Annotated in this window: 16 protein-coding genes; 14 read left to right on the top strand and 2 right to left on the bottom strand. The window is 66.6% G+C overall.

From position 1 onward, the window contains the following. Positions 1-13 precede the first annotated feature (13 nt). A complete protein-coding gene (locus QOC76_RS21170) occupies positions 14-829 on the top strand; it encodes a Cof-type HAD-IIB family hydrolase (protein ID WP_526360036.1) in 816 nt (271 codons plus the stop codon). A 9-nt stretch (positions 830-838) separates the two neighbouring features. Here the strand turns inward: QOC76_RS21170 and QOC76_RS21165 are convergent, their stop codons facing one another. Both QOC76_RS21165 and QOC76_RS21160 read right to left on the bottom strand, forming a co-directional pair. Continuing rightward, the gene (locus QOC76_RS21165) at positions 839-2,428 is read right to left on the bottom strand and encodes an N-acetylmuramoyl-L-alanine amidase (protein WP_526360083.1); all 1,590 of its coding nucleotides are present in this window, start codon (positions 2,426-2,428) and stop codon (positions 839-841) included. A 155-nt stretch (positions 2,429-2,583) separates the two neighbouring features. Beyond that, positions 2,584-3,510: a hypothetical protein gene (locus tag QOC76_RS21160; protein WP_526360034.1), complete on the bottom strand. Its 927-nt coding sequence runs from the start codon at positions 3,508-3,510 to the stop codon at positions 2,584-2,586. A gap of 163 nt (positions 3,511-3,673) precedes the next feature. Between QOC76_RS21160 and glf the strand changes: the two genes are divergently transcribed. The 13 genes from glf to QOC76_RS21095 all read left to right on the top strand — a co-directional run bounded on the left by glf (position 3,674) and on the right by QOC76_RS21095 (position 24,313). Beyond that, positions 3,674-4,864, top strand: a complete 1,191-nt coding sequence (gene glf / locus QOC76_RS21155) for a UDP-galactopyranose mutase (protein WP_526360032.1) — start codon at positions 3,674-3,676, stop codon at positions 4,862-4,864. Continuing rightward, positions 4,861-6,819: a glycosyltransferase family 2 protein gene (locus QOC76_RS21150; protein ID WP_526360030.1), complete on the top strand. Its 1,959-nt coding sequence runs from the start codon at positions 4,861-4,863 to the stop codon at positions 6,817-6,819. The genes glf and QOC76_RS21150 overlap by 4 nt, the downstream gene beginning before the upstream one ends. Then, positions 6,812-7,360, top strand: coding sequence for a phosphatase PAP2 family protein (locus tag QOC76_RS21145; RefSeq protein WP_526360028.1), 549 nt, complete (start codon positions 6,812-6,814; stop codon positions 7,358-7,360). The genes QOC76_RS21150 and QOC76_RS21145 overlap by 8 nt, the downstream gene beginning before the upstream one ends. Positions 7,361-7,398: 38 nt before the next feature. Further along, positions 7,399-8,313, top strand: coding sequence for a decaprenyl-phosphate phosphoribosyltransferase (locus QOC76_RS21140; protein WP_526360081.1), 915 nt, complete (start codon positions 7,399-7,401; stop codon positions 8,311-8,313). Beyond that, the gene (gene aftB, locus QOC76_RS21135) at positions 8,291-10,264 is read left to right on the top strand and encodes a terminal beta-(1->2)-arabinofuranosyltransferase (RefSeq protein ID WP_526360026.1); all 1,974 of its coding nucleotides are present in this window, start codon (positions 8,291-8,293) and stop codon (positions 10,262-10,264) included. Before QOC76_RS21140 ends, aftB begins: the two co-directional genes overlap by 23 nt. Before the next feature lie 126 nt (positions 10,265-10,390). After that, on the top strand, positions 10,391-11,389 hold the full coding sequence (locus tag QOC76_RS21130) for an alpha/beta hydrolase (protein ID WP_526360024.1): 999 nt from the start codon (positions 10,391-10,393) through the stop codon (positions 11,387-11,389). 129 nt (positions 11,390-11,518) lie between these two features. Continuing rightward, entirely contained in the window at positions 11,519-12,580 is a 1,062-nt protein-coding gene (locus QOC76_RS21125) for an alpha/beta hydrolase (RefSeq protein WP_526360022.1), read from the top strand. Positions 12,581-12,708: 128 nt separating this feature from the next. Then, positions 12,709-13,587, top strand: a complete 879-nt coding sequence (locus tag QOC76_RS21120; RefSeq protein WP_526360020.1) for an alpha/beta hydrolase — start codon at positions 12,709-12,711, stop codon at positions 13,585-13,587. Between the two features lie 26 nt (positions 13,588-13,613). Next, a complete protein-coding gene (locus QOC76_RS21115) occupies positions 13,614-14,096 on the top strand; it encodes a hypothetical protein (RefSeq protein WP_526360018.1) in 483 nt (160 codons plus the stop codon). A 25-nt stretch (positions 14,097-14,121) separates the two neighbouring features. Continuing rightward, positions 14,122-15,129 (top strand): carboxylesterase Culp6, encoded by a 1,008-nt coding sequence (culp6, locus tag QOC76_RS21110; RefSeq protein ID WP_526360016.1) that lies wholly within the window; start codon positions 14,122-14,124, stop codon positions 15,127-15,129. A gap of 294 nt (positions 15,130-15,423) precedes the next feature. After that, a complete protein-coding gene (gene fadD32 / locus QOC76_RS21105; protein ID WP_526360014.1) occupies positions 15,424-17,313 on the top strand; it encodes a long-chain-fatty-acid--AMP ligase FadD32 in 1,890 nt (629 codons plus the stop codon). Between the two features lie 188 nt (positions 17,314-17,501). Beyond that, entirely contained in the window at positions 17,502-22,766 is a 5,265-nt protein-coding gene (pks13, locus tag QOC76_RS21100) for a polyketide synthase Pks13 (RefSeq protein ID WP_526360079.1), read from the top strand. Next, positions 22,763-24,313 (top strand): acyl-CoA carboxylase subunit beta, encoded by a 1,551-nt coding sequence (locus QOC76_RS21095; RefSeq protein ID WP_526360012.1) that lies wholly within the window; start codon positions 22,763-22,765, stop codon positions 24,311-24,313. The genes pks13 and QOC76_RS21095 overlap by 4 nt, the downstream gene beginning before the upstream one ends. Positions 24,314-24,364: the final 51 nt, after the last annotated feature.

The following is a 24,364-nucleotide window of genomic DNA, read 5'->3' as shown; positions in this document are numbered from 1 at the left end:
GTGGATCGCCGCGATGACCTTGCCTGCGCTGATCGCGAGTGACGTGGACGGCACGCTGCTCGACGACGACGAGAACGTCAGTCCCCGCACCCGCAGTGTAGTGCGCGCCGCGGTGGATGCCGGTGCCCGGTTCGTGCTGGCGACCGGCCGCCCTCCGAGGTGGGTGCAGCCCGTCGTGGACGCGCTCGGGTTCGCGCCGATGTCGGTGTGCGCGAACGGTGCGGTGATCTACGACCCGGCCACCGACCGCATCGTGTCGTCGCGGACGCTGTCGTCAGATCAGTTGGCGGAGCTCGCCGAGATCGCAACCCGCGTCATCCCCGGTGCGGGCCTTGCGGTCGAGCGGGTGGGCCGCAGCGCGCATGACGCGGCGACCCCGCAGTTCGTCAGCTCGCCGGGCTATGAACACGCCTGGCTGAATCCGGACAACACCGAGGTGTCCGTCGATGATCTGCTCGCCGCGCCCGCGATCAAGCTGTTGGTCCGCAAGGCGGGTGCGCGCAGTTCGGACATGGCCGCTGAACTCGCCAAACATGTCGGCCTGCAGGGCGATATCACTTACTCGACCAACAACGGCCTTATCGAGGTCGTGCCGCTTGGCATCAGCAAGGCCACCGGCGTCGAAGAGGTCGCACGGCCCTACGAGATCACCGCCGAGGATGTGGTGGCCTTCGGTGACATGCCCAACGACATCCCGCTGCTGCGGTGGGCGGGTCTCGGGGTGGCGATGGGCAATGCACACCCCGAGACCGTCGACGCGGCCGACGAGGTCACCACGTCCAACTCCGACGACGGCCTGGCCCGCGTGCTCGAACGCTGGTGGATGTGACCGGCGCGCTCAGCTCACGTCGATGGGCTTGATCCGTTCCAGCTGCACGGGCGGACCGTCGTCAGAGGGTGGTGGCAGTTCCTCGGGTACGCCGTCGATAACCCTTGTCACCGTGGCATTTTCACGGTCGAAGTTCAGCGTGCCGTGCTGAAAGTTCTGCACGATCCACTGCGGCTCGGCAATCTCGCCGCTCGTCGGCAGGCCCAGCACGCCGCGCTCGTACCCGAGCGACGCCCATGCGTCGTAGATCGCCCCGGTGAGCGGTTCGGCCCCGCTCTCCGGTGACCAGTAGACCGCGCCCCTGTCGAAGGTTGCGTAGCGGGCGTTGCCCTCGCCGGCCGCTTCCAGCGATCTCGGTGCACCGAGAGGGCTGTTCTGCCCGCCCATCGACTCCCACTTGGCCAGAATCGCGCCGCCGCGAAGCTGGTCGGTCAGGCTCGGCGGCGGCAGTGGTTCGTTGAAACGAGCAGCGATGTCCCGGATCTGGTCCATCGCCGCATACGCCGCGTTGCCGGGGCAGTCGGTGTTACCGACGTCGCGGTGAGTGAAGATCGTCGGCAGGGTGGGCGTGGCGCCGCGGGGGAAATGGGTGAACGACCCGCCGGCGGACGTCAACACGACGGTGCCGCGCGGATCGACGTGGTCGATGCCGAGCCGCCAACCGAGCAGCCGGCCGACCGTGCGCAGCAGGATGGGTGTGGGCGGCTCGAGGTCGAAGTTGCCGAGCATCGCCACCGCCCAGGTGTCCTTGTTGAATCCGCCGGTGTGAGAGCCCTCGACCGGTTTGTCCATGCCGCCCGCCCGGCCCTCGAAGACCTGCCCGTACTTGTCGACCAGCGCGTTGTAGGCGATGTCGCACCAGCCCAGAGTGCGGGTGTGATAGGCGTAGATCGAGCGCACGATCGCCGCGGAATCCTGCGGGCCGTAGTCGTTGCTTCCCGCGGTGTGGTGCACGATGCCGGCCCGAACGCCTTGGTCGTAGACGGTGTTGGGACACTTCATCGACTCGTCGGCGCCCCACTGCGCCCTGGTGATGACCGCCGGCGGCTGACCGGGCGGCGTCACCGCGTTCGGCAGGTCGCCGATCGGCGCCTCGGGCGGGCTGATCAGTACCGCGTTGACGTTCTGGCCGAACGGCTGATTGGTGTTGGCGGGAACGTAACCGAGATCCGGCTTGGCAGGTGCGGTCTCGACCGGCTTCTGCGGCCCTGACGCCGTCGCGCCTGGCGGCCGGTTCACCGCGATCTGGACGGTGGTGGTGAGCCCGACGAACACCGGCTCGGTGCCTCGTGGTGCGGACGATCCGTCGCCGACGCCGTCGAGGTTCTCCGCCTCGTACCACGGCCCCCACGAGCCGTCGGGCTTCTTGGCCCGCACCCGGGCCGAAGTCCCGCTGAGGTCGGCCGCGGTGAGCGCGACGAGGGAGAAAGGTGTCTCCTGGTGTACTTCGCGGATCGTTTCGCCGCCGCCGAGGCCGGTCAGTGGCTGCTGTGATAACTGGGTCTGCTCGGCGAGCGGCCGCCTGTCCTCGTCGAAGGGTGTGCTTGGCAGCACCCACGGCAGAATCACCACGGTCCCCGCGATCGCGGTGAAAAGCATCGGGTGGTGGCGAGACGGCACAGATTGATGTTACGTATGGGTCAGTTGTTGCTCGTGTTTCGACACGGCGAGCTGCGTACTTATCTCAGACCATGCCTGCAACGGCGCCGCAGAACCCGCCACTTGGCTCTGCGGCGCCGTTTTGGGGGGCAGGACTATCCGGCAGGGGCCGGGGGTGCGGGCACGGGCAGCGGCGGCGCGGCTGCCGCGGCGGGCTTCATCGCCGAGGTGATCATCGGCATCACCACGCCCTTGAGCAGGTCGATCGCCTGGCCGGCACCCAGTTGCTGGGCCGCACTGCTGAGATCTCCGAGCAGGCCGGTGCTACCCGTGCTCGCGGGCACTGTGGAGCCCAGGTTGCCGGCGCCGAGGAGCGGGAACGTCTGTCCACCGGCAGCACCCATGGGATCGAGACCGATGGGCGCCGAGATCGGCACCTCGCCCGGATTGGGCAGGCCTGCGGCGTTCGAGATCGGCGTCGTCGCCAGCGCCGGATCAAGACCCGTCACCGAAGGCGTTGTCAACCCGCCGGGGAGTGCGCCGGTCGGACTGGTCAGCGCAGGATTCAAGGCAGGGTTGGCCGCCGTCGCTTCGGTTCCAAGCCCCGGCATCCCCGCAGGGCCACCCGGTGTCGGGAGCGCGGGATTGGTCAACGCGGGGTTGGTCAGCGCCGGATCGGCCAGCGCCGCCGCCGCCGTCGGGTCAGCGCCCAGCGCAGGCGTGGTCAGACCGGGAGTGAGGCCGGGCGACGCGAGGCCAGGCGTCAGCGCAGGCGACGCCAGGCCCGGTGACGCGAGCGCGTTGGGCGCGGTCAGTGTCGTCGGCATCGCCGCCGCCGGACTGCCGGTCAGGCCGGTCGGCATGGCGGGTAGGTTGACGCCGAACTGCGACAACCCTTGCGAAAGCGCGGACATCAGCTCGTTGGGCAGGTCGGTGACCATCGCGGCCGACCGGAACTCACGAGGTTGTGGCGCGGGTTTGGTGATGTCTGCGATGGCGGAATATGCAAAAGGACTCACGACGGCCAGGGCGGCGACTGCGCTCGTGGCTGTCGAGAGCCTGCGTCGACGTCGGTTAGGCACGGGAACTCCTCAATATGTGGACTACGTATAGAGCGGTACGTGATTGATGGTACGGGTGTGACTGATGTGAATAGAGTGACGATATGGAATCGTGAGCGAATCGCGACATTGAGCCCGTATTGGATTCGGGCGGCGCAAGCCTGGTCGGATACCCTGGCTGCCGATGACCGCTCGTTATGACCTCTTTGTCGTCGGTTCCGGATTCTTCGGTCTGACGATCGCCGAGCGCGTGGCGACCCAGCTGGACAAGCGAGTCCTGGTACTGGACCGACGCCCGCATATCGGCGGCAACGCGTACTCCGAGCCCGAGCCGCAGACGGGCATCGAGGTGCACCGCTACGGCGCGCACCTGTTCCACACCTCCAATGAGAAGGTGTGGGACTACGTCCGGCAGTTCACCGACTTCACCGGATACCAGCACCGGGTGTACGCGATGCACAACGGGCAGGCCTACCAGTTCCCGATGGGCCTGGGCCTGGTGTCGCAGTTCTTCGGCAAGTACTTCACGCCGGACGAGGCCCGCAGGCTGATCCGGGAGCAAGCCGCCGAGATCGAGACCGCCGAAGCGAAGAACTTCGAGGAGAAGGCGATCAGCCTGGTCGGGCGCCCACTGTACGAGGCGTTCATCAAGCACTACACCGCCAAGCAGTGGCAGACCGACCCGAAGGAACTGCCTGCGAGCAACATCACCCGGCTGCCGGTGCGCTACACGTTCGACAACCGCTACTTCAACGACACCTACGAGGGCCTGCCGGTCGACGGCTACACCGCGTGGCTGAAGAACATGGCCGCCGACGATCGCATCGAGGTGCGGCTGGACACCGACTGGTTCGACGTGCGGGACTCGCTACGCGCGCAGAGCCCTGACGCGCCGGTGGTCTATACCGGCCCCCTGGACCGGTATTTCGATTACGCCGAGGGCCGATTGGGCTGGCGGACACTGGATTTCGATCTCGAGGTGCTGTCCACCGGTGATTTCCAGGGCACCCCGGTGATGAACTACAACGACGAAGATGTGCCCTTTACGCGTATCCACGAGTTCCGGCACTTCCATCCCGAACGCACCTACCCGTCCGACAAAACCGTGATCATGCGGGAGTACTCGCGCTTCGCCGATGACGACGACGAGCCCTACTATCCGATCAACACCGAGAGCGATCGCACGCTGCTGGCCGCATACCGCGCCAGGGCGAAGGCCGAAACCACTGATGCCAGGGTGTTGTTCGGCGGCCGGTTGGGCACCTACCAGTACCTCGATATGCACATGGCGATCGCCAGCGCGCTGAACATGTACGACAACGTGCTGGCTCCACACCTGCGCGACGGTGCGCCGCTTCGCGAGGTCACCGCATGAGTGGTACTGCGGTCAGCCTGCTGTCCCGGATCATCCTGCCGCGCCCCGGCGAACCGCTCGACGTCCGCAAGCTATACGTCGAAGAGTCGGCCACCAACGCCCGCCGCGCTCACGCGGCGACGCGAACGACGCTGCAGATCGGCGCCGAATCGGAAGTGTCGTTCGCGACGTACTTCAATGCGTTTCCCGCGAGCTACTGGCGGCGCTGGTCGACGTTGCGATCGGTGGTGCTGCGCGCCGAGTTGACCGGTACCGGCCGGGTCGACGTGTACCGCAGCAAGGCCACCGGTGCCCGAATCTTCGTCGAGGGCAGGCCGTTTCATCACGACGGCGACGAGCCCGGATCCATTGCCGGCACCGCCTCCGGATCCATTGTCGGCACCGCCTCCGGATCCATTGTCGGCACCGCCTCCGTCGAGTTCGAGATCGGTCTCCAGCCGTTCGAGGACGGCGGCTGGATCTGGTTCGACATCACCACCGACAGCGCCGTCACGCTGCACAACGCCGGCTGGTATGCGCCGGTGCCTGCCCCCGGCACGGCGAACATCGCGGTGGGTATGCCCACCTTCAACCGCCCCGACGACTGCGTCGACACGCTGCGCGCATTGACGTCGGATCCGTTGGTCGACGAGGTGGTCGGCGCGGTGATCGTGCCGGATCAAGGCACCAGGAAGCTGCGCGACCACCCGGACTTCGCAGACGCCTCAGCGCCGCTGGGCACCCGGCTGTCGATTCATGACCAGCCCAACCTCGGCGGTTCCGGCGGCTACAGCCGCGTGATGTACGAAGCGCTGAAGAACACAGACTGCCAGCAGATCCTGTTCATGGACGACGACATCCGCATCGAGCCCGACTCGATCCTGCGGGCGCTGGCAATGAGCCGGTTCGCCAAGACGCCGATGCTGGTCGGCGGTCAGATGCTGAACCTTCAGGACCCGTCGCATCTGCACGTGATGGGCGAGGTCGTCGGCAGACACGACTTCATGTGGACCAACGCGCCGCACACCAAGTACGACCACGACTTCGCGCGAAATCCGTTGAACGACCGCTATTCCGACAGCAAGCTGCTGCACCGCCGCGTCGACGTCGACTACAACGGCTGGTGGATGTGCATGATCCCGCGCGCCGTCGCCGACGAGCTCGGTCAGCCGTTGCCGCTCTTCATCAAGTGGGATGACGCCGATTACGGGCTGCGGGCCGCCGAGCACGGATATCCCACCGTAACCATGCCGGGCACCGCCATCTGGCACATGGCCTGGAGCGACAAGGACGACGCCATCGACTGGCAGGCGTACTTCCATCTGCGCAACCGGTTGGTGGTCGCGGCGCTGCACTGGGACGGCGACGTGCGCGGACTGGTGCGCAGCCATCTGAAGGCCACGTTGAAACACCTCCTGTGCCTTGAGTATTCGACCGTCGCGATCCAGAACAAGGCGATGGACGACTTCCTCGCCGGGCCGGAGCACATCTTCTCGATACTCGAGTCGGCCCTGCCGGAGGTGCACCGCCTTCGCCGCGACTACCCCGACGCGGTGATCCTCCCCTCGGCGACCGAACTGCCGCCGCCATCGGGAATGGCGGGTCGCGTGGGGGAGCCGAAAACCGCACCTGGCAAGGCGGTTCGGCTTGTTCGCGGAATCATGCACAACCTCGGCAAGGCTGATGCCGTGCATCACGAGCGGCCGCAGTTGAACGTGTCCACCCAGGATTCGCGCTGGTTTCTGCTGTGCAATGTCGACGGAGTGACCGTCACGACCGCGGACAGCCGTGGCGTGGTGTACAGACAGCGAGACCGGGCCAAGATGTTTGCACTCTTGCGGGCCTCGCTGCGTAGCCAGCGAAAACTGCAGCGGCGCTTCGACGCGATGCGCAAGGCATACCGGGACGCGCTTCCGATGCTCTCCGGTGTCCAGCAGTGGGAGGCCGTTTTTCTCGAGACGCCCGCGCATGACTGAGACCTCCCCAGCGCTTCGCGCGTGGACCCAGCGCGGTGAGGAGGCCGCGTTGGTGGCCGTCCAGTCGGCGTTGGCCGGCCGCCCCGGCGTTCTCGCCGGTGCGCGCGCCCTTTCGCACTTCGGTGAACACAGCATCGGATGGCTCGCGGTCGCCGCTGTCGGTGCGCTGCTGGAACCGCGAAAGCGGCGCATGTGGCTGGCCGCCGGATTCGGTGCGGTCGCCGCGCACGCCGCCGCGGTCATCATCAAGCGGGTGGTGCGACGCGAACGCCCGCATCACCCGGACATCGTCGTGAACGTCGGCACGCCGAGCAGGCTCAGCTTCCCGTCCGCGCACGCGACCTCGACCACCGCGGCGTCGATACTGTTGGCGCACGCGACGGGGTGGCCGCTGCCCGCGTTGCTGGTACCGCCGATGGCGTTGTCCCGGTTGGTCCTCGGCGTGCACTATCCCACCGACGTGATCACCGGCGTGGCAGTCGGCGCGGCCGTCGCGAAGACGGTGGGTCACATGGCGGCCAGGGCCGAAGGAGATTCATGAGCATCTCAAGTGACAGCAGTGCAGAGAGTTCGGCGAAGATGAGTGAACAACAGGCACCGGTCAAGGGCCCACCCAGCAATGTGGTCACCGGCCTGATCAAGGCGGCGCGGCCGCGCCAGTGGGTGAAGAACCTGCTCGTGCTGATCGCCCCCGTCGCCGCCCTCGGCAGTGACGTGAACTACGACTGGCGCCACGTGGCCTTCAACGTCTCCATCGCGTTCGTGGCGTTCTCCCTCGCGGCGTCGTCCGTCTATCTCGTCAACGACGCCCGCGACGTCGAGGCCGACCGCGCACATCCGACCAAACGGTTCCGGCCCATCGCCGCAGGCGTGGTGCCGCCGTGGCTGGCCTACTGCACCTCTGTGGTGCTCGCGGTGGCGGGCCTGGCGGTGTCGTTTCTCGCGACGCCGAACCTGGCCGGGGTGATCGGCGTCTACATCGCAATGCAACTCGCATACTGCTTCGGCCTCAAACACCAAGCGGTGCTCGACATCTGCATCGTCTCGTCGGCGTACCTGATCCGGGCGATCGCCGGCGGTGTGGCGGCGAATATCCAGCTGTCGCAATGGTTCCTGCTGGTGATGACGTTCGGCTCGCTGTTCATGGTGGCGGGCAAGCGCTACGCCGAGCTGCAGCTCTCCGAGAGGACGGGGGCGAAGATCCGCAAGTCGCTCGAGAGCTACACATCGACCTACCTCCGGTTCGTCTGGACGTTGTCGGCGACCGCGATGGTGGTTTGTTACGGGCTGTGGGCCTTCGAGCGCGACGGGGCCAACGCGTCCTGGTACGCGATCACGATGATTCCGTTCACGATCGCGATTCTGCGTTATGCCGTCGACGTCGACGGCGGACTGGCCGGCGAACCGGAGGAGATCGCGTTGAAGGACCGGGTGCTCCAGCTTCTGGCCGTCGCGTGGATCGGAACCATCGGTGCCGCAGTTCTCCTGGGCTAGACGCGGGCCCGCGTTTCCCTACGACATCACCACTCGAACCAGCCTTTGGCTGAGCGTGCTCGTTGCCGGCGCACTGTTCGGCTGGGGCGCGTGGCAACGCCGCTGGATCGCCGACGACGGCCTCATTGTGTTGCGCACCGTGCGAAATCTGCTGGCCGGCAATGGTCCGGTCTTCAACAAGGGTGAGCGCGTCGAGTCGAACACGTCGACGGTGTGGACCTACCTGAACTACCTCGGCGGCCTCATCGGGGGGCCCACCCAGCTCGAGTACGTGACCCTGTGGCTTGCCCTGTTGCTCAGCGTGGCGGGCGTCGTCTTCCTGATGCTCGGCGCCGCGCGGTTGTACGCGCCGAGCCTGCAGGGCCGCAGGGCGCTGCTTCTGCCCGCGGGCGTGCTGGTCTACATGGCGGTTCCGCCGGCCCGTGACTTCGCCACCTCGGGGCTCGAAAACGGTTTGGTGCTGGCCTATCTCGGCCTGTTGTGGTGGATGATGGTGTGCTGGTCGCAAGCCTTGCGCGGCCACCAGGACAGCACACAGCGAAATGCGGTCAGCGCGGTGTTCGACGGCGCGCTCGCATTCGTGGCCGGTCTGTCGGTGCTGGTCCGACCGGAACTCGCGCTCGTCGGCGGACTCGCTCTGGTCATGATGCTGGTCTCGGCACGGGGCTGGCGGCGCCGGGTGCTGATCGTCGCCTCGGGCGGACTGCTTCCGATCGCATATGAGATCTTCCGAATGGGTTACTACGGATTGCTCTTTCCCCAGACAGCTTTGGCGAAGGACGCATCGGGCAACAAGTGGGCACAGGGCTGGGTTTACCTCACTAACTTCGACCAGCCCTATCTGTTGTGGGTGCCCGCGCTGCTGCTGGCGATACTCGCGCTCATCCTGCTGATCACCCGCAGCCGTCCGTGGTGGATCCGGCGGCCTGCGCCCTACGGCTACAGCAGGCTCGCACGGATGGTGCAGAGCCCGCCCTCCGTGGTGTTGTTCATCGTCGTCAGCGGCCTGCTGCAGGCGCTCTACTGGATCCGGCAGGGCGGCGACTTCATGCACGGCAGGGTCCTGCTGACGCCGATGTTCTGCCTGATCGCACCGGTCGCGGTGATACCGGTTCTGCTACCGGACGGCGAAAAGTTCAGTCGCGGTATCGGTTACCAGCTTGCGGGCATCACCACGGTGTTATGGCTCGCCGTCGTCGGCTGGTCGCTGTGGGCCGCCAACGCGCCGGGGATGGGCCCGGACGCCACCCGCGTGACCTACACGGGCATCGTCGACGAACGACGGTTCTACTCGCAGGCAACGGGCCGCGCACATCCGCTCACCGCCGCCGACTATCTGGACTACCCGCGGATGCGCGCAGTGCTGGTCGCGCTGAACAACACACCGGACGGTGCGCTTCTGCTGCCGTCGGGCAACTACGACCGCTGGGACGTCGTGCCCGCCATACCGCCACCGCCGGACACGCCGGCAGAGGTGCGCAAGGCCTACATCGGACCGCACACCGTCTTTTTCACCAACCTCGGCATGCTCGGCATGAACGTCGGCCTCGACGTCCGGGTCATCGACCAGATCGGCCTCGCGAATCCGCTGGCGGCCCACACCGCGCGCCTGGAAGACGGCCGCATCGGACACGACAAGAACCTCTTCCCCGACTGGGCCGTCGCCGAGGGACCCTTCCTGAAGGAGCCCCCCTACCTTCCGCCCTACCTCGACCAGGACTGGATAGCGCAAGCCGAGGAGGCACTGAAGTGCCCGGCCACCGAGTCGATGCTGACATCGATCCGCGGGCCGATGGGTCCGCGGCGGTTCCTGTCAAATGTGTTGCACGCCTACGCATTGACGAAGTACCGAATCGATCGGGTACCGATGTACGACCTCATCCGGTGCGGACTTCCGATCCCGCCACCGTCGGTCCCCGCCTACACCGGACTGCCTGCCACGGGCCCCTGACCTCTGCGACTTGTAGGCCCACCGCTCCTTCTGCTTTGGTAACGCGGCGCCCCGTGCAGGCGATTAAGCAACCAACGACCGCCGTTGTCGCGGCGATGATGCATGAAACGGACGGTTAGAAAGTAGATGCGCCGCCTTCTCGTCGCGCTGGCCGCGATGTTGACGCTGTCGGGCGTGACCGCCGCGATGGGGCCGCCGACTGCGCAGGCGTTCTCCCGTGAGGGCTTGCCCGTGGAGTACCTCGACGTGTACTCGGCGGCGATGGGCCGCAGCGTCCGTGTCGAGTATTTGCCCGGAGGCGCACCGGCGCCGACATCCAGCCCCGGAGGCGCACCGGCGCCGACATCTAGCCCCGGAGGCGCACCGGCACCGAGCGGACGGGCCGGGTCGAAATCGGTCTACCTGCTCGACGGCCTGCGCGCGCAGGACGACTACAGCGGATGGGACATCAACACCTCGGCCTTCGACTGGTTCCACGGCTCGGGCGTTTCCACCGTGATGCCCGTCGGCGGGCAGTCCAGCTTCTACACCGACTGGTATTCACCGTCGACCTTCAACAACCAGGCCTATACATATAAATGGGAGACGTTCCTGACCCAGGAGCTGCCCACGTGGCTGTCCACCAATAAAGATGTGTCGCCGACCGGCAACGGGGTGGTCGGATTGTCGATGTCGGGGGGCGCGGCGCTGATCCTGGCGGCCTACCACCCCGCACAGTTCGCCTACGCCGCTTCCCTCTCAGGCTTCCTGAACCCGTCGGCCGCGAACACGGCGCAGGCGATTCGCGTCGCGATGCTCGACGTGGGCGGCTACAACGTCGACAACATGTGGGGCCCGCCGTGGGATCCGTCATGGAAGCGTAATGACCCGCTGGCGCAGGTCTCCCGCATTGTGGGCAACGGCACCCGGCTGTGGATCTACTGCGCACCCGGCCAGGCGCTCGAGGCCGACGGCCTCGAGGAAATCGCCGCCAAGAGCAATAAGGACTTCCAAGCCGCCTACATAAACGCAGGTGGGGGCAACGCGACGTTCCATTTCCCGGCGGCGGGCAACCACGCCTGGCCGTACTGGGCAGCGCAATTGCAGGCCCTCAAACCAGACCTGATCACAACCCTCAACGGCTGAGGGCGGCGACCAGGGAGGACAGAAGCTGAAGAGAGATATCACATCGAGGTGTGGTTGACTACACGGGCACACGTCACGAGTGGGTCTCGGATTTCGGGTGCGGCATACGACAGATGGGATAGATGAAGCATGAAGTTCGTTGGGAAGAAGCGCGGCGCCTGGGCGCGCCGGCTCACGGTCGCGGCTCTCGCAGCCGCCGTGCTGCCCGGCCTGGTCAGCGCTGTCGGAGGCTCGGCGGCTGCGGGGGCGTTCTCGAAGCCGGGTCTGCCGGTCGAGTATCTGATGGTTCCGTCCGCGGGAATGGGACACGACATCAAGGTTCAGTTCCAGAACGGTGGCCCGAACGCCCCGGGTGTCTATCTGCTCGACGGTCTTCGCGCGCAGGACGACTTCAACGGCTGGGACATCAACACCCCGGCGTTCGAGTGGTACGTCGACTCCGGTCTCGCCACGATCATGCCGGTCGGCGGCCAGTCCAGCTTCTACAGCGACTGGTACTCGCCCGCCTGCGGTAAGGCGGGTTGCTCCACGTACAAGTGGGAGACCTTCGTTACCCAGGAGCTGCCTGCCTATCTGGCGGCGAACAAGGGCGTGAACCCGAACCGCAACGCGGCCGTCGGTCTGTCGATGGCCGGTTCGGCCGCGCTGACGCTGTCGATCTACTACCCGCAGCAGTTCCAGTACGCGGCGTCGCTGTCCGGCTTCCTGAACCTCTCCGAGGGCTGGTGGCCGATGCTGGTCAACACGTCGATGGGTGACGCGGGCGGCTACAAGTCGAAGGACATGTGGGGTCCGTCGAGCGACCCGGCGTGGAAGCGCAACGACCCGATGGTCAACATCGCCACGCTGGTCGCCAATGGCACCCGCGTCTGGGTGTACTGCGGTAACGGCAAGCCCGGTGACGTCAACGGTGAGATCGCAGGCGACAACTTCAACGCGAAGTTCCTCGAGGGCTTCACGCTGCGGACGAACAAGACGTTCCAGGAGCAGTACATCGCCGCGGGCGGCAAGAACGGTGTGTTCAACTTCCCGTCCGCCGGTACTCACAGCTGGGAGTACTGGGGCGCGCAGCTGCAGCAGATGAAGCCCGACATCCAGCGCGTGCTGGGTGCGACGCCGCAGCCGTCCACCCCGATTGCCACTGCCGAGTCGGCCGCTACCAACACCGCGGCCGCGACGACGGGCGGCTAGCCACCCGGTCACAGATATGAGGTCTGGCGGCGGCGATCCTTCGGGGTCGCCGCCGTCAGCCGTTTCCGGCAACCCAGGTGATGTGGTTCACTGCATTGCGCGGGGACAGCGAAGATAAGGGTGGGTACATGCGCGGGATGATTCGAGCGGTCTTGTCGGTGGTGCTGGCGGCGGGCGTGTGGTCGACCGTAGCGCCGGTCGCCAAGGCCGATGGCGTCGAGATGCTGATGGTGCCGTCCGCCGCGATGGGGCGAGACATCCCCGTCGCCTTCCAGGGCGGCGGCCCGCACGCGGTGATTCTGCTCGACGCGTTCAACGGCGGCCCCGATGTGAGCAACTGGGTCGGCGCGGGCGCCTTCAACACGCTGGCGGGCAAGGGCATCTCGGTGGCCGCGCCCGCGGGCGGCGCCTACAGCATGTACACCAACTGGGAGCAGGACGGCAGCAAGCAGTGGGAGACGTTCTTGGCCGATGAGCTGCCCGACTGGTTGGCCGCCAACAAGGGCCTGGCGCCGAGCGGGCACGGCATCGTCGGCGCCGCCCAGGGCGGCTACGGAGCGATGGCAATGGCAGCCTTCCATCCGAACCGCTACCGCTACGCCGGCTCGCTTTCGGGTTTTCTGACGCCGTCGAACACCTACATGAACGGTGCGATCACCGACGGGCTGGCGCGGTTCGGTGGTGCCGACATCCGCAACATGTGGGGACTGCCACAGCTGGGCCGGTGGAAGTGGCACGACCCCGACGTCCACATTCAGCTGCTGGCCGACAACAACACCCGGCTGTGGGTGTTCAGCCCGACCACGCTCGGGTGCGCTGATCCCGCGGCCATGATCGGATACTGCGACCAGGCCCAGGGCAGCAACCGCACGTTCTATCAGCACTACCGTGGCGTCGGCGGGCACAACGGGCACTTCGACTTCCCGCAGACCGGCGAGCATGACTGGGGCACTTGGGGCGCGCAGCTGGCCGCGATGTCCGGCGAACTCGTCACCACGATCAAGTGACTCTTTAGCGCCGGTACCTTGGAGGAGTGCAGCACACGGTTCGGCGTCGGCCGAGGTGGTCGACCAGCGTCGCCGTAGCGACGTCTCTGGCCGCCCCCCTCACTGCCGTGCTGACGGGTTGCACCTCCGGTGACGGCATGATGCCGACCATGTCGGTGCAGCCCCCGTCGACGATGCAGTCCCGCGCCGAGGCGAAGGGTGGCGACCCGAAGGCCGACGGCACCCAGCCGAACGGACTGACGGTGACCGCCCGGCAGCGGGCATATCTGGATGCGCTGAAGCATGCGGGTGTGCGGCCGTCGACCGATCTGCTGGCGTTGAGCATCGGCTCCTACGTGTGTCAGGCGCGCGCCGCCAAGCAATCGGATCAGGCGGTGCACGACTACGTGACGCCGTTGGTGCGCGGTGATGTGCGCAACGCCCAGATGAGCGCTGTGGCCCCCCCGCCCTCTGAGGTCGACGCGGTGACCGCCGACTACATTCGGATCGCTACCGAACGACTCTGCTGAACAGACTCTTCTGAAAAAGGGATCAATGGCCACCAAGAATCGGCGGAAACGCCACCGAATACTCGCGCTCGTCGCAGCGGGAGCGATGGCGCTCGTGGTGGCGCTCGTCGTCGCGGTGGTGTGGATCATGATCCGTCAGCCCGAGAAGTCGCAGACCGCCGTACCGCCGACCGCGGTGCCGCCGACGAGCACAGGCCCGACGACGAAGCCGCGCCCCGAGTTTCAGGACGCCAGTTGCCCCGATGTGCAGTTGATGTCGATCCCCGGCACCTGGGAGTCGTCGCCGCAACTCGACCCGTTCAACCCGACTCAGTTCCCGATTGCGTTGCTGCTGAACGTGACCAACCCGATCCGCGGGCAATTCGGCACCGACCGGGTGGAGACGTACACCGTTCCCTACACGGCGCAGTTCCACAATCCGCTGTCGGCCGACAAGCAGATGTCCTACAACGACAGCCGCGCCGAGGGCACCCAGAACGCGGTGAAGGCGATCACGGACATGAACAACCGCTGCCCGCTGACCAGTTATGTGCTCGTCGGCTTCTCCCAGGGTGCGGTGATCGCGGGTGACCTCGCGAGCGACATCGGTAATGGGCGCGGTCCCGTCGACGCGGATCTGGTGCTCGGCGTGACGTTGATCGCCGACGGCCGCAGGCAGTCGGGTGTCGGGCAGGACATCGGCCCGAACCCTCCCGGCCAGGGCGCCGAGATCACGCTTAACGAAGTGCCGATGCTCGGGGAGATGGGGCTGACGATGACAGGCCCGCGCCCGGGCGGCTTCGGCGTGCTCAACGACCGCACCAACGAGATCTGTGCGACCGGCGACCTGATCTGCTCGGCGCCGGAGGAGGCGTTCTCGATCGCGAACTTGCCGAGGACGATGGAGATCCTCGGCGGCGGCGCGGGCCAACCCGTGCATGCCCTGTACGCCACGACGCAGTTCTGGAATCTGGGCGGTCAGCCGGCCACCCAGTGGACACTGGATTGGACGCAGAAGGTCCTTGATAACGCGCCGCATCCAAAACATGGCTGACACGTGACCGCATAGATTTGGCCTGCGCGATGTGGTCGCCTAACATTAAGAAATAACTAAGACCAATGACTTACAGCCGAATGGAAAACACTGGCCACAGGCCATAGCGGCGCGTGCTTGCGGGCTGCCGACTTGTGACTCGACAGCGGACACCGATGCCTCGGTAGCATCTTGGAGGTTTGGGTTCGCAGGAACAACACGGACAACCAAGTTCCTCACGACGCCCGCCGCGGCGGCCCGACGGTGCTCGTGAGAACAAGCGCCGCCATGAGTGTGCTTTGACAGGAGAGTGCGATGGGGTTCCATAACCCGTTCATCAAGGACGGACTGATCAGGTTTCCGGACAGCGGCAGCCTGGTTCTTCACGTCGAACGGTGGACCAAGGTGCGTGGAGACAAAGTCGCCTACCGGTTCCTGGACTTCTCGACCGAGCGCGACGGCATCGGGCGGGATCTGAACTGGGCCGACTTCGGCAGGCGTAACCGTGCCGTCGGTGCCCGCCTTCAGCAGGTGACCGAGCCCGGCGACCGGGTCGCCATCCTCTGCCCGCAGAATCTCGAGTACCTCGTCGCCTTCTTCGGCACCCTGTACTCCGGGCGCATCGCGGTGCCGCTGTTCGATCCGAGCGAGCCGGGCCATGTCGGCCGGCTGCACGCCGTCATCGACGACTGCCACCCGTCGGCCATCCTGACCACGACCGAGTCGGCCGAGGGTGTCCGCAAGTTCTTCCGCAGCAGGCCCGCCAAGGAGCGGCCGCGCGTCATCGCCGTCGACGCGGTGCCCGACGAGGTCGGCGCCACCTGGGAGCCGGTGAAGGTCGAACCGGACACCATCGCCTATCTGCAGTACACCTCCGGTTCCACCCGCATCCCGACCGGCGTGCAGATCACTCACCTGAACCTCGCCACCAACGTGGTGCAGGTGATCGAGGCGCTACAGGGCGAGGAGGGCGACCGCGGGGTTTCCTGGCTGCCGTTCTTCCACGACATGGGTCTGATCACCGCGATGATCTCGCCGATGATCGGCCACTATGTCGAGTTCATGACGCCCGCCGCGTTCGTGCGCCGACCACACCGCTGGATCCGTGCGATGGCGCGCAAGCCCGACGACACCGGCGGCGTGATCTCGGTGGCGCCGAACTTCGCCTTCGACCACGCCGCGGCGCGCGGCCTTCCCAAGGACGGCGAACCGGAGCTGGACCTGAGCGTGGTCAAGTGCATCCTCAACGGCAGCGAGCCGATCTCGGCCGCCACCGTGCGCAGGTTCAACGAGGCGTTCAGCCCTTACGGCTTCGAGCCGCAGGCAATCAAACCGTCCTACGGACTGGCCGAGGCAACGCTGTTCGTGTCGACGACTCCGATGGGCGATCATCCCAAGATCGTCACCGTCGATCGGGAGGCGCTGAACACGGGCACCTTCGTCGAGGTGCCCGAGGATTCGCCGAGCGCTGTGGCGCAGGCCGGCGCGGGCAAGGTCGGCGTCGCGGAGTGGGCGGCGATCGTCGATGCCGAGACCGCCACTGAACTGCCCGACGGCCAGATCGGCGAGGTCTGGATCAGCGGCCAGAACATGGGCACCGGCTACTGGGGCAAGAAGGACGAGACCGTAGCCACCTTCCAGAACATCCTGAAGTCGCGCACCAACCCGTCGCACGCCGAAGGCGCGACCGACGACGCGCTGTGGGTCCGCACCGGCGACTTCGGCGCCTACCACGACGGCGAGCTCTACATCACCGGCCGCGTCAAGGATCTGGTCATCATCGACGGCCGCAACCACTACCCACAGGACCTCGAGTACTCGGCGGAGGAGTCGACCAAGGCGCTGCGCACCGGGTTCGTCGCGGCGTTCTCCGTGCCCGCCAACCAGCTTCCCGACGAGGTGTTCGAGAACGCACACGCGGGACTCAAGCGCGACCCCGACGACACCTCCGAACAGCTGGTGATCGTCGGCGAACGGGCGCCCGGCGCGCACAAGATGGAGATGGCGCCGATCACCGATGCCATCCGCGCCGCGATCGCGGTGCGTCACGGTGTCACCGTGCGTGACGTGCTGCTGACGCCCGCGGGCGCGATCCCGCGCACTTCCAGTGGCAAGATCGGCCGCCGCGCCTGCCGCGCCGCCTACCTGGACGGCAGCCTGCGCAGCGGGAGGGTGGCCAACGCTTTCCCCGACGAAACTGACTGAATTACAGGCTGACACTGAATATGGCTGACATAGAACCGGATTCGCAGAACACTTTCCCCGGAGCCGCCACGGCGGCGACATCGGACCCCGGAGCCGCCCCGGCGGCGACATCGGACCCCGGAGCCGCACCGGCGGACGAGGGTTTCAAGCTGGCACCCGAGCGACCCGTCACGCCCGCACGCACCGACATGACCGTCGCGGAGATGCGCGAATGGCTCCGCAACTGGATTGCCAACGCCACCGGCCAGTCCGCCGATGCGATCGACGAATCCGCCGCGATGGTCGAGCTCGGCCTGTCCTCGCGCGACGCGGTGGCGATGGCGAGCGACATCGAAGACCTCACTGGCGTGACACTCACGGCAACCGTCGCGTTCCGCCATCCGACCATCGAGTCGTTGGCAACCGTCATCGTCGAGGGTGAGCCGGAAATTGACGACATCGCCGACGACGTCGACTGGTCGCGCGACGTCGAAAAGGACGACATCGCCATCGTCGGCCTGGCCACGCGTTTTCCAGGGGATATGAACACCCCAGAGGAGATGTGGCAGGCGCTGCTGGAGGGCCGCGACGCGATCACCGACCTGCCCGAGGGGCGGTGGGTGGAATTCCTCGAGGAGCCCACTCTCGCGGCACGGGTTCACAAGGCCCGCACCCGTGGCGGATACCTCTCCGACATCAAGGGTTTCGATGCCGAGTTCTTCGCGTTGTCGAAGATGGAGGCGGACAACATCGACCCGCAGCAGCGGATGGCGCTTGAGCTGACGTGGGAAGCCTTGGAATATGCCCGCATCCCCGCCTCGTCGCTGCGTGGCACGAGCGTCGGGGTCTACATCGGCAACTCCACCAACGACTACAGCTTCCTGGCGATGGCCGACCCGTCGGTCGCCCATCCGTACGCCATCACCGGCACGGCGAGTTCGATCATCGCCAACCGGGTGTCCTATTTCTACGACTTCCGCGGCCCGTCGATCGCCGTCGACACCGCGTGCTCGAGCTCGCTGGTCGCCGTACACCAGGGCGTGCAGGCGCTGCGGTCGGGCGAGGCCGACGTCGTGCTCGCCGGCGGCGTCAACGCCCTGGTCACCCCGCTGGTAACGATCGGGTTCGACGAAGTCGGCGGCGTGCTGGCTTCGGATGGCCGGATCAAGTCGTTCTCCCAGGATGCGGACGGCTACGCGCGCTCCGAGGGCGCAGGCATGCTGGTGCTCAAGCGCGTCGCCGACGCCCGGCGTGACGGCGATGAGATTCTCGCGGTCATCGCGGGCAGCGCGATCAACCATGACGGCCGGTCCAACGGCATGCTGGCGCCCAACCCCGACGCGCAGGCCGAAGTGCTGCGCAAGGCGTACAAGGACGCAGGCGTCGATCCGCGCACCGTCGACTACATCGAGGCGCACGGCACCGGCACCATCCTCGGTGACCCGATCGAGGCCGACGCCCTCGGCCGGGTCGTCGGTAGGGGGCGGGCACCGGACAAGCCGGCCCTGCTCGGCGCGGTGAAATCCAATGTGGGACACCTGGAATCGGCGGCGGGCGCCGCCAGCCTGGCCAAGATGACGCTGGCGCTGCGCAACGACAAGCTGCCGCCGTCGATCAACTACGCAGGGCCAAACCCGTACATCGACTTCGACGCCGTGCACCTGAAGGTCGCCGACGCCCTCACCGACTGGCCGCGCTACAGCGGCCACGCCATCACGGGCGTCTCGGGCTTCGGCTTCGGTGGCGCCAACGCACACCTGGTGTTGCGTGAGGTGCTGCCGTCGGATCTGGTTGAGCCAGAACCGGAAACCGAAGACAACTCCGAGGGAAAGCACGCAGCTCCGCAGGGCGATGCCGTCTACGTCGGCGGCGTTCGGATGGACGAGTACGGCGAGTTCATCGATGACGACGAAAACGAAGGCGCCGAATTCTTCGGCCAGCATGCCTACGACACCGACGAGCGCGACCCAGGTCTGCCCGGCCTGACCGATGAGGCCAGACGCCTGCTCGAGGTCGCCCGCGAGGAGGCCGAAGCCGAGGAGCCTCACACACCTGTTGTGCCGCTGGCTGTTTCGGCGTTCATGACGTCACGCAAGAAGGCCGCGGCCGCCGACTTGGCCGACTGGATGGACAGCGAAGAAGGTCGCGGCTCCTCGCTGGAGTCGATCGGCAGGTCGCTGTCACGGCGCAACCATGGCCGGTCGCGCGCCGTGGTGATGGCGCACGACCACGACGAGGCGATCAAGGCCCTGCGCGCGCTGGCCGACGGCAAGCAGAGCCCGAACGTGTACAGCGCGGACGGGCCTGTCACCAACGGGCCGGTGTGGGTGCTTGCCGGGTTCGGAGCCCAGCACCGCAAGATGGCCAAGAGCCTGTATCTGCGCGACGAGGTTTTCGCGGAGTGGATCAACACGGTCGACGCGTTGGTCCAGGACGAGCTCGGGTATTCGGTCGTCGAGCTGATTCTGGACGACTCGCAGGATTACGGCATCGAAACCACTCAGGTCACGATCTTCGCGATCCAGATCGCGCTCGGCGAGCTGCTCAAGCACCACGGGGCGAAACCCGGTGCAGTGGTTGGTCAGTCGCTCGGTGAGGCTGCCGCCGCCTACTTCTCTGGCGGTCTCTCGCTCGCCGACGCCACCCGTACCATCTGCTCGCGCTCGCACCTGATGGGCGAGGGCGAGGCGATGCTGTTCGGCGAGTACATCCGGTTGATGGCGCTCGTCGAGTACTCCGCAGAAGAGATCAAGACGGTGTTCTCCGACTATCCCGATCTCGAGGTGTGCGTGTATGCCGCGCCGACGCAGACGGTGATCGGCGGACCGCCGGATCAGGTCGACGCGATCATCGAGCGGGCCGAGAAAGAGGGCAAGTTCGCCCGCAAGTTCCAGACCAAGGGCGCCAGCCACACCCAGCAGATGGACCCGCTGCTCGGCGAGCTGGCCGCCGAGCTGCAGGGCATCGAACCGCATCCGCTCACCACGGGCTACTTCTCCACCGTTCACGAGGGCGGCTACATCCGGCCGGGCGGTGAGCCGATCCACGACGTGGACTACTGGAAGAAGGGCCTGCGGCACAGCGTGTACTTCACGCACGGCATCCGCAACGCCGTCGACAACGGTCACACCACGTTCCTCGAGCTTGCGCCGAATCCCGTTGCGCTCATGCAGGTCGGCCTGACGACCGCGGCCTCTGGCCTGCACGAAGGGCAGCTGATCGCGACGTTGGCCCGCAAGCAGGACGAGGTCGACTCGATGACCGCGGCGATGGCCCAGCTGTTCGTGTACGGCCACGACCTCGACTTCACCACGATGTTTTCTCGTGGCGGTTCCGGCGTTGGCGATTTCGCCAACATCCCGCTGACCCGGTTCCGTCGCAAGCCGCACTGGCTGGAAGCCAGGTTCGGCGCGGACAGCTCGTTGATGATGCCGGGCAACCACGTCGCCATGCCCGACGGCCGCCACGTGTGGGAGTACTCACCGAAGGGCTTGATGGACCTCGGCGAGCTGGTGAAAGTGGCGGCGGCGCAGGTGCTTCCGGAAGCCAAGCTCATCGCATCCGAACAGCGTGCGGTGCCCGGCGACGGCGCCCGCCTTGTGACGACGCTGACACGCCATCCCGGTGGCGCGAGCGTGCAGGTGCATGCCCGCATCGACGAGTCGTTCACGTTGGTCTACGACGCCATCGTCAGCCGCGACGGCCAGGCGGCCGCCCTGCCCGCTGCAGTGGCGACCGGAGCCGTCGTTGCGGAGCCCGTCGAAACAGCGCAAGCCGCGCAGCCGGCCGAGGATGCTGAGATCCTCTCCGACTACCTCACCCAAGGCGCCAATCTTGGTGCGGGCTTTGCGAAGTGGACACCGGACACGGGTGAGACCATCAGTGCGCGTCTCGGCGCGATCGTCGGCGGCGCGATGGGCTATGAGCCCGAGGATCTCCCGTGGGAGGTGCCACTGATCGAGCTGGGTCTCGACTCGCTGATGGCGGTGCGAATCAAGAACCGCGTCGAATACGACTTCGATCTGCCGCCGATCCAGCTGACCGCAGTGCGCGACGCGAACCTGTACGCCGTCGAGAAGCTCATCGAGTACGCGATCGAGCACCGCGGCGAGGTCGAAGAGCTCGCCGAGCATCAGAAGACACAGACGCCGGAGGAGATCGCGGCCGCTCAGGCCGAGCTCATGGGCGGAGCGACCACGGTGGCCGAGCTCGAGGAGAAGCTGGCCGAAGCCGGTGCCGCGCCTGCGACCGAGGCGCCGGCTCCTGCGGCAACCGACGTGCCGATCCCGCCGCCGCCGACCAACCCGGCAGGCCCGGGTCAGCCCAGTGCTGCCGCGCTCGCAGCCCAGGTGCTGACGCAGGAGGCCGTCACCGAGGCGCTGGGCGCCGACGTGCCACCGCGGGAAGCCGCGGAGCGGGTCACGTTCGCGACGTGGGCGATCGTCACCGGCAAATCACCGGGCGGCATCTTCAACGCGTTGCCCGAGATCGACGACGAGACCGCCGAGAAGGTGGCGGCGCGGCTCACCGAGCGCGCCGAAGGCACCATCACCGTCGAGGACGTGAAGAACTCGCCGACGATCGAGGCGCTGGCGACCATCGTGCGCGAGCACCTGGAGGCGGGCGAGCTCGAGGGGTTCGTGCGGACGTTGCGTGCGCCATCGAAGGACCCGGCGGGGCCGTCGAAAATCCCCGTCTTCGTGTTCCACCCGGCCGGAGGTTCGACGGTGGTCTACGAGCCGCTGCTGAACCGGCTGCCCGCGGACACCCCGGTGTTCGGCATCGAGCGGGTCGAGGGCTCCGTCGAGGAGCGCGCCGCCGAGTACGTGCCGAAGCTGCTGGAGATGCACGACGGGCCGTTCATCCTGGCCGGCTGGTCGCTGGGCGGTGTGCTCGCTTATGCCTGCGCGATCGGGCTCAAGCAGGCGGGCGCCGACGTCCGCTTCGTCGGGCTGATCGACGCGGTGCGTGCCGGCGAAGAGGTGCCGCAGACCAAGGACGAGATCCGGGCCCGCTGGGACCGCTACGCGCGATTCGCCGAGCGCACCTTCAACGTGGCTGTGCCGGCCATCCCGTACGAGCAGCTCGAGGAGCTCGACGACGAGGGTCAGGTGAAGTTCGTCCTGGATGCGGTCAAGGCGAGCGGGGTGGCGATCCCCGGCGGCGTCATCGAACACCAGCGCACGTCGTATCTGGACAACCGGGTGATCGACACCGCGGTGATCCGGCCGTACGACGGTCACGTCACGCTCTACATGGCCGACCGCTACCACGACGACGCGATCTTCTTCGAGCCGCGCTACGCCACCCGCAAACCGGACGGCGGCTGGGGCGACTACGTGGCCGACCTGGAGGTCGTTCCAATCGGGGGCGAGCACATCCAGGCGATCGACGAGCCGTACATTGCCAAGGTCGGCGCCCACATGAGCGAGGCCATCAATCGCATCGAGGCTGAGGAGAAGCAGGCGAAGTGACCAACAAAACCACTGCGGCACTGCTGGCCGACCTCCGCGAAAAGCTGGAGCAGGCAAAGGAACCCGGTGGTGAGAAGGCCATCGCCAAGCGGGACAAGAAGGGCATTCCGAGCGCCAGGGCCCGAATCCATGCGCTGCTCGACCCCGGCAGCTTCCTGGAGGTCGGTGCGCTGTGCAAGACGCCCGGGGACCCCGACGCGCTCTTCGGTGACGGGGTGGTCACCGGCCACGGCACCATCAACGGACGGCCCGTCGGCGTATTCAGCCACGACCAGACTGTCTTCCAGGGCTCGGTCGGTGAGATGTTCGGCCGCAAGGTGGCCAGGCTGATGGAATGGGTCGCGATGGTCGGATGCCCGATCATCGGCATCAACGACTCCGCAGGCGCCCGCATCCAGGACGCGGTGACGTCGTTGGCCTGGTACGCCGAACTCGGTCGCCGTCATGAGTTACTTCGTGGTCTGGTTCCCGAGATCTCCATCATCCTCGGCAAATGTGCAGGCGGAGCGGTGTATTCACCGATCCAGACCGATCTCGTCGTCGCGGTTCGCGATCAGGGCTACATGTTCGTCACCGGTCCCGACGTGATCAAAGACGTCACGGGTGAGGACGTATCGCTCGACGAACTCGGCGGCGCCGACGCACAGGCCCGCTACGGCAACATCCATCAGGTCGTCGAGGACGAGAAGGCGGCTTTTCAGTATGTCCGTGACTACTTGAGCTTCCTGCCGCCCAACACTTTCGACGACGCGCCGATCGTCAACCCCGGGCTGGAGCCGGAGACCACACCGCACGACCTGGAACTCGATTCCATCGTTCCGGACAGCGACAACACGGCCTACGACATGCACGAGATCCTGGTGCGGATCTTCGACGACGGCGATGTCTTCGATGTGGCACAGCAGCAGGGTCAGGCGATGATCACGGCGTTCGCCCGTGTCGATGGACACTCGGTGGGCGTCATCGCGAACCAGCCGATGTATCTCTCCGGCTCGATCGACAACGAAGCGTCGGACAAGGCGGCGCGGTTCGTCAGGTTCTGCGACTCATACAACCTGCCGTTGATCTTCGTCGTCGACACGCCGGGCTTCATGCCCGGCGTGGAGCAGGAGAAGGGCGGCATCATCAAGCGCGGCGGCCGCTTCCTCAACGCCGTCGTCGAGGCCGACGTGCCGAAGGTGACGATCACGATTCGCAAGTCCTACGGCGGCGCCTATGCGGTGATGGGGTCCAAGCAGTTGTCCGCCGACCTGAACTTCGCGTGGCCGACCGCGAGGATCGCGGTGATCGGTGCGGAGGGTGCCGCGCAGTTGTTGGTCAAGCGGTTCCCGGACCCGACGGCGCCGGAGGTGCAAAAGATCCGCGCCGACTTCATCGAGGGCTACAACCTCAACATGGCCACCCCGTGGATCGCGGCCGAGCGCGGGTTCATCGACGCGGTGATCCAGCCGCACGAGACCCGGCTGCTACTCCGCAAATCGCTGAAACTGTTGCGGGACAAACAGATCAAGCGGGTACAGCGCAAACACGGCCTGACCCCGATCTAGGCCGCACGACCGCACAACGAACAACACCCCGCGAGCCAGACGACTCGCGGG

The sequence above is a fragment of the Mycobacterium sp. genome, from assembly GCF_032159565.1.
In the GTDB taxonomy this organism is placed as follows: domain Bacteria; phylum Actinomycetota; class Actinomycetes; order Mycobacteriales; family Mycobacteriaceae; genus Mycobacterium.
Note: the sequence above shows the minus strand (reverse complement) of the source record. Positions and strands in the feature narration are given on the sequence as shown.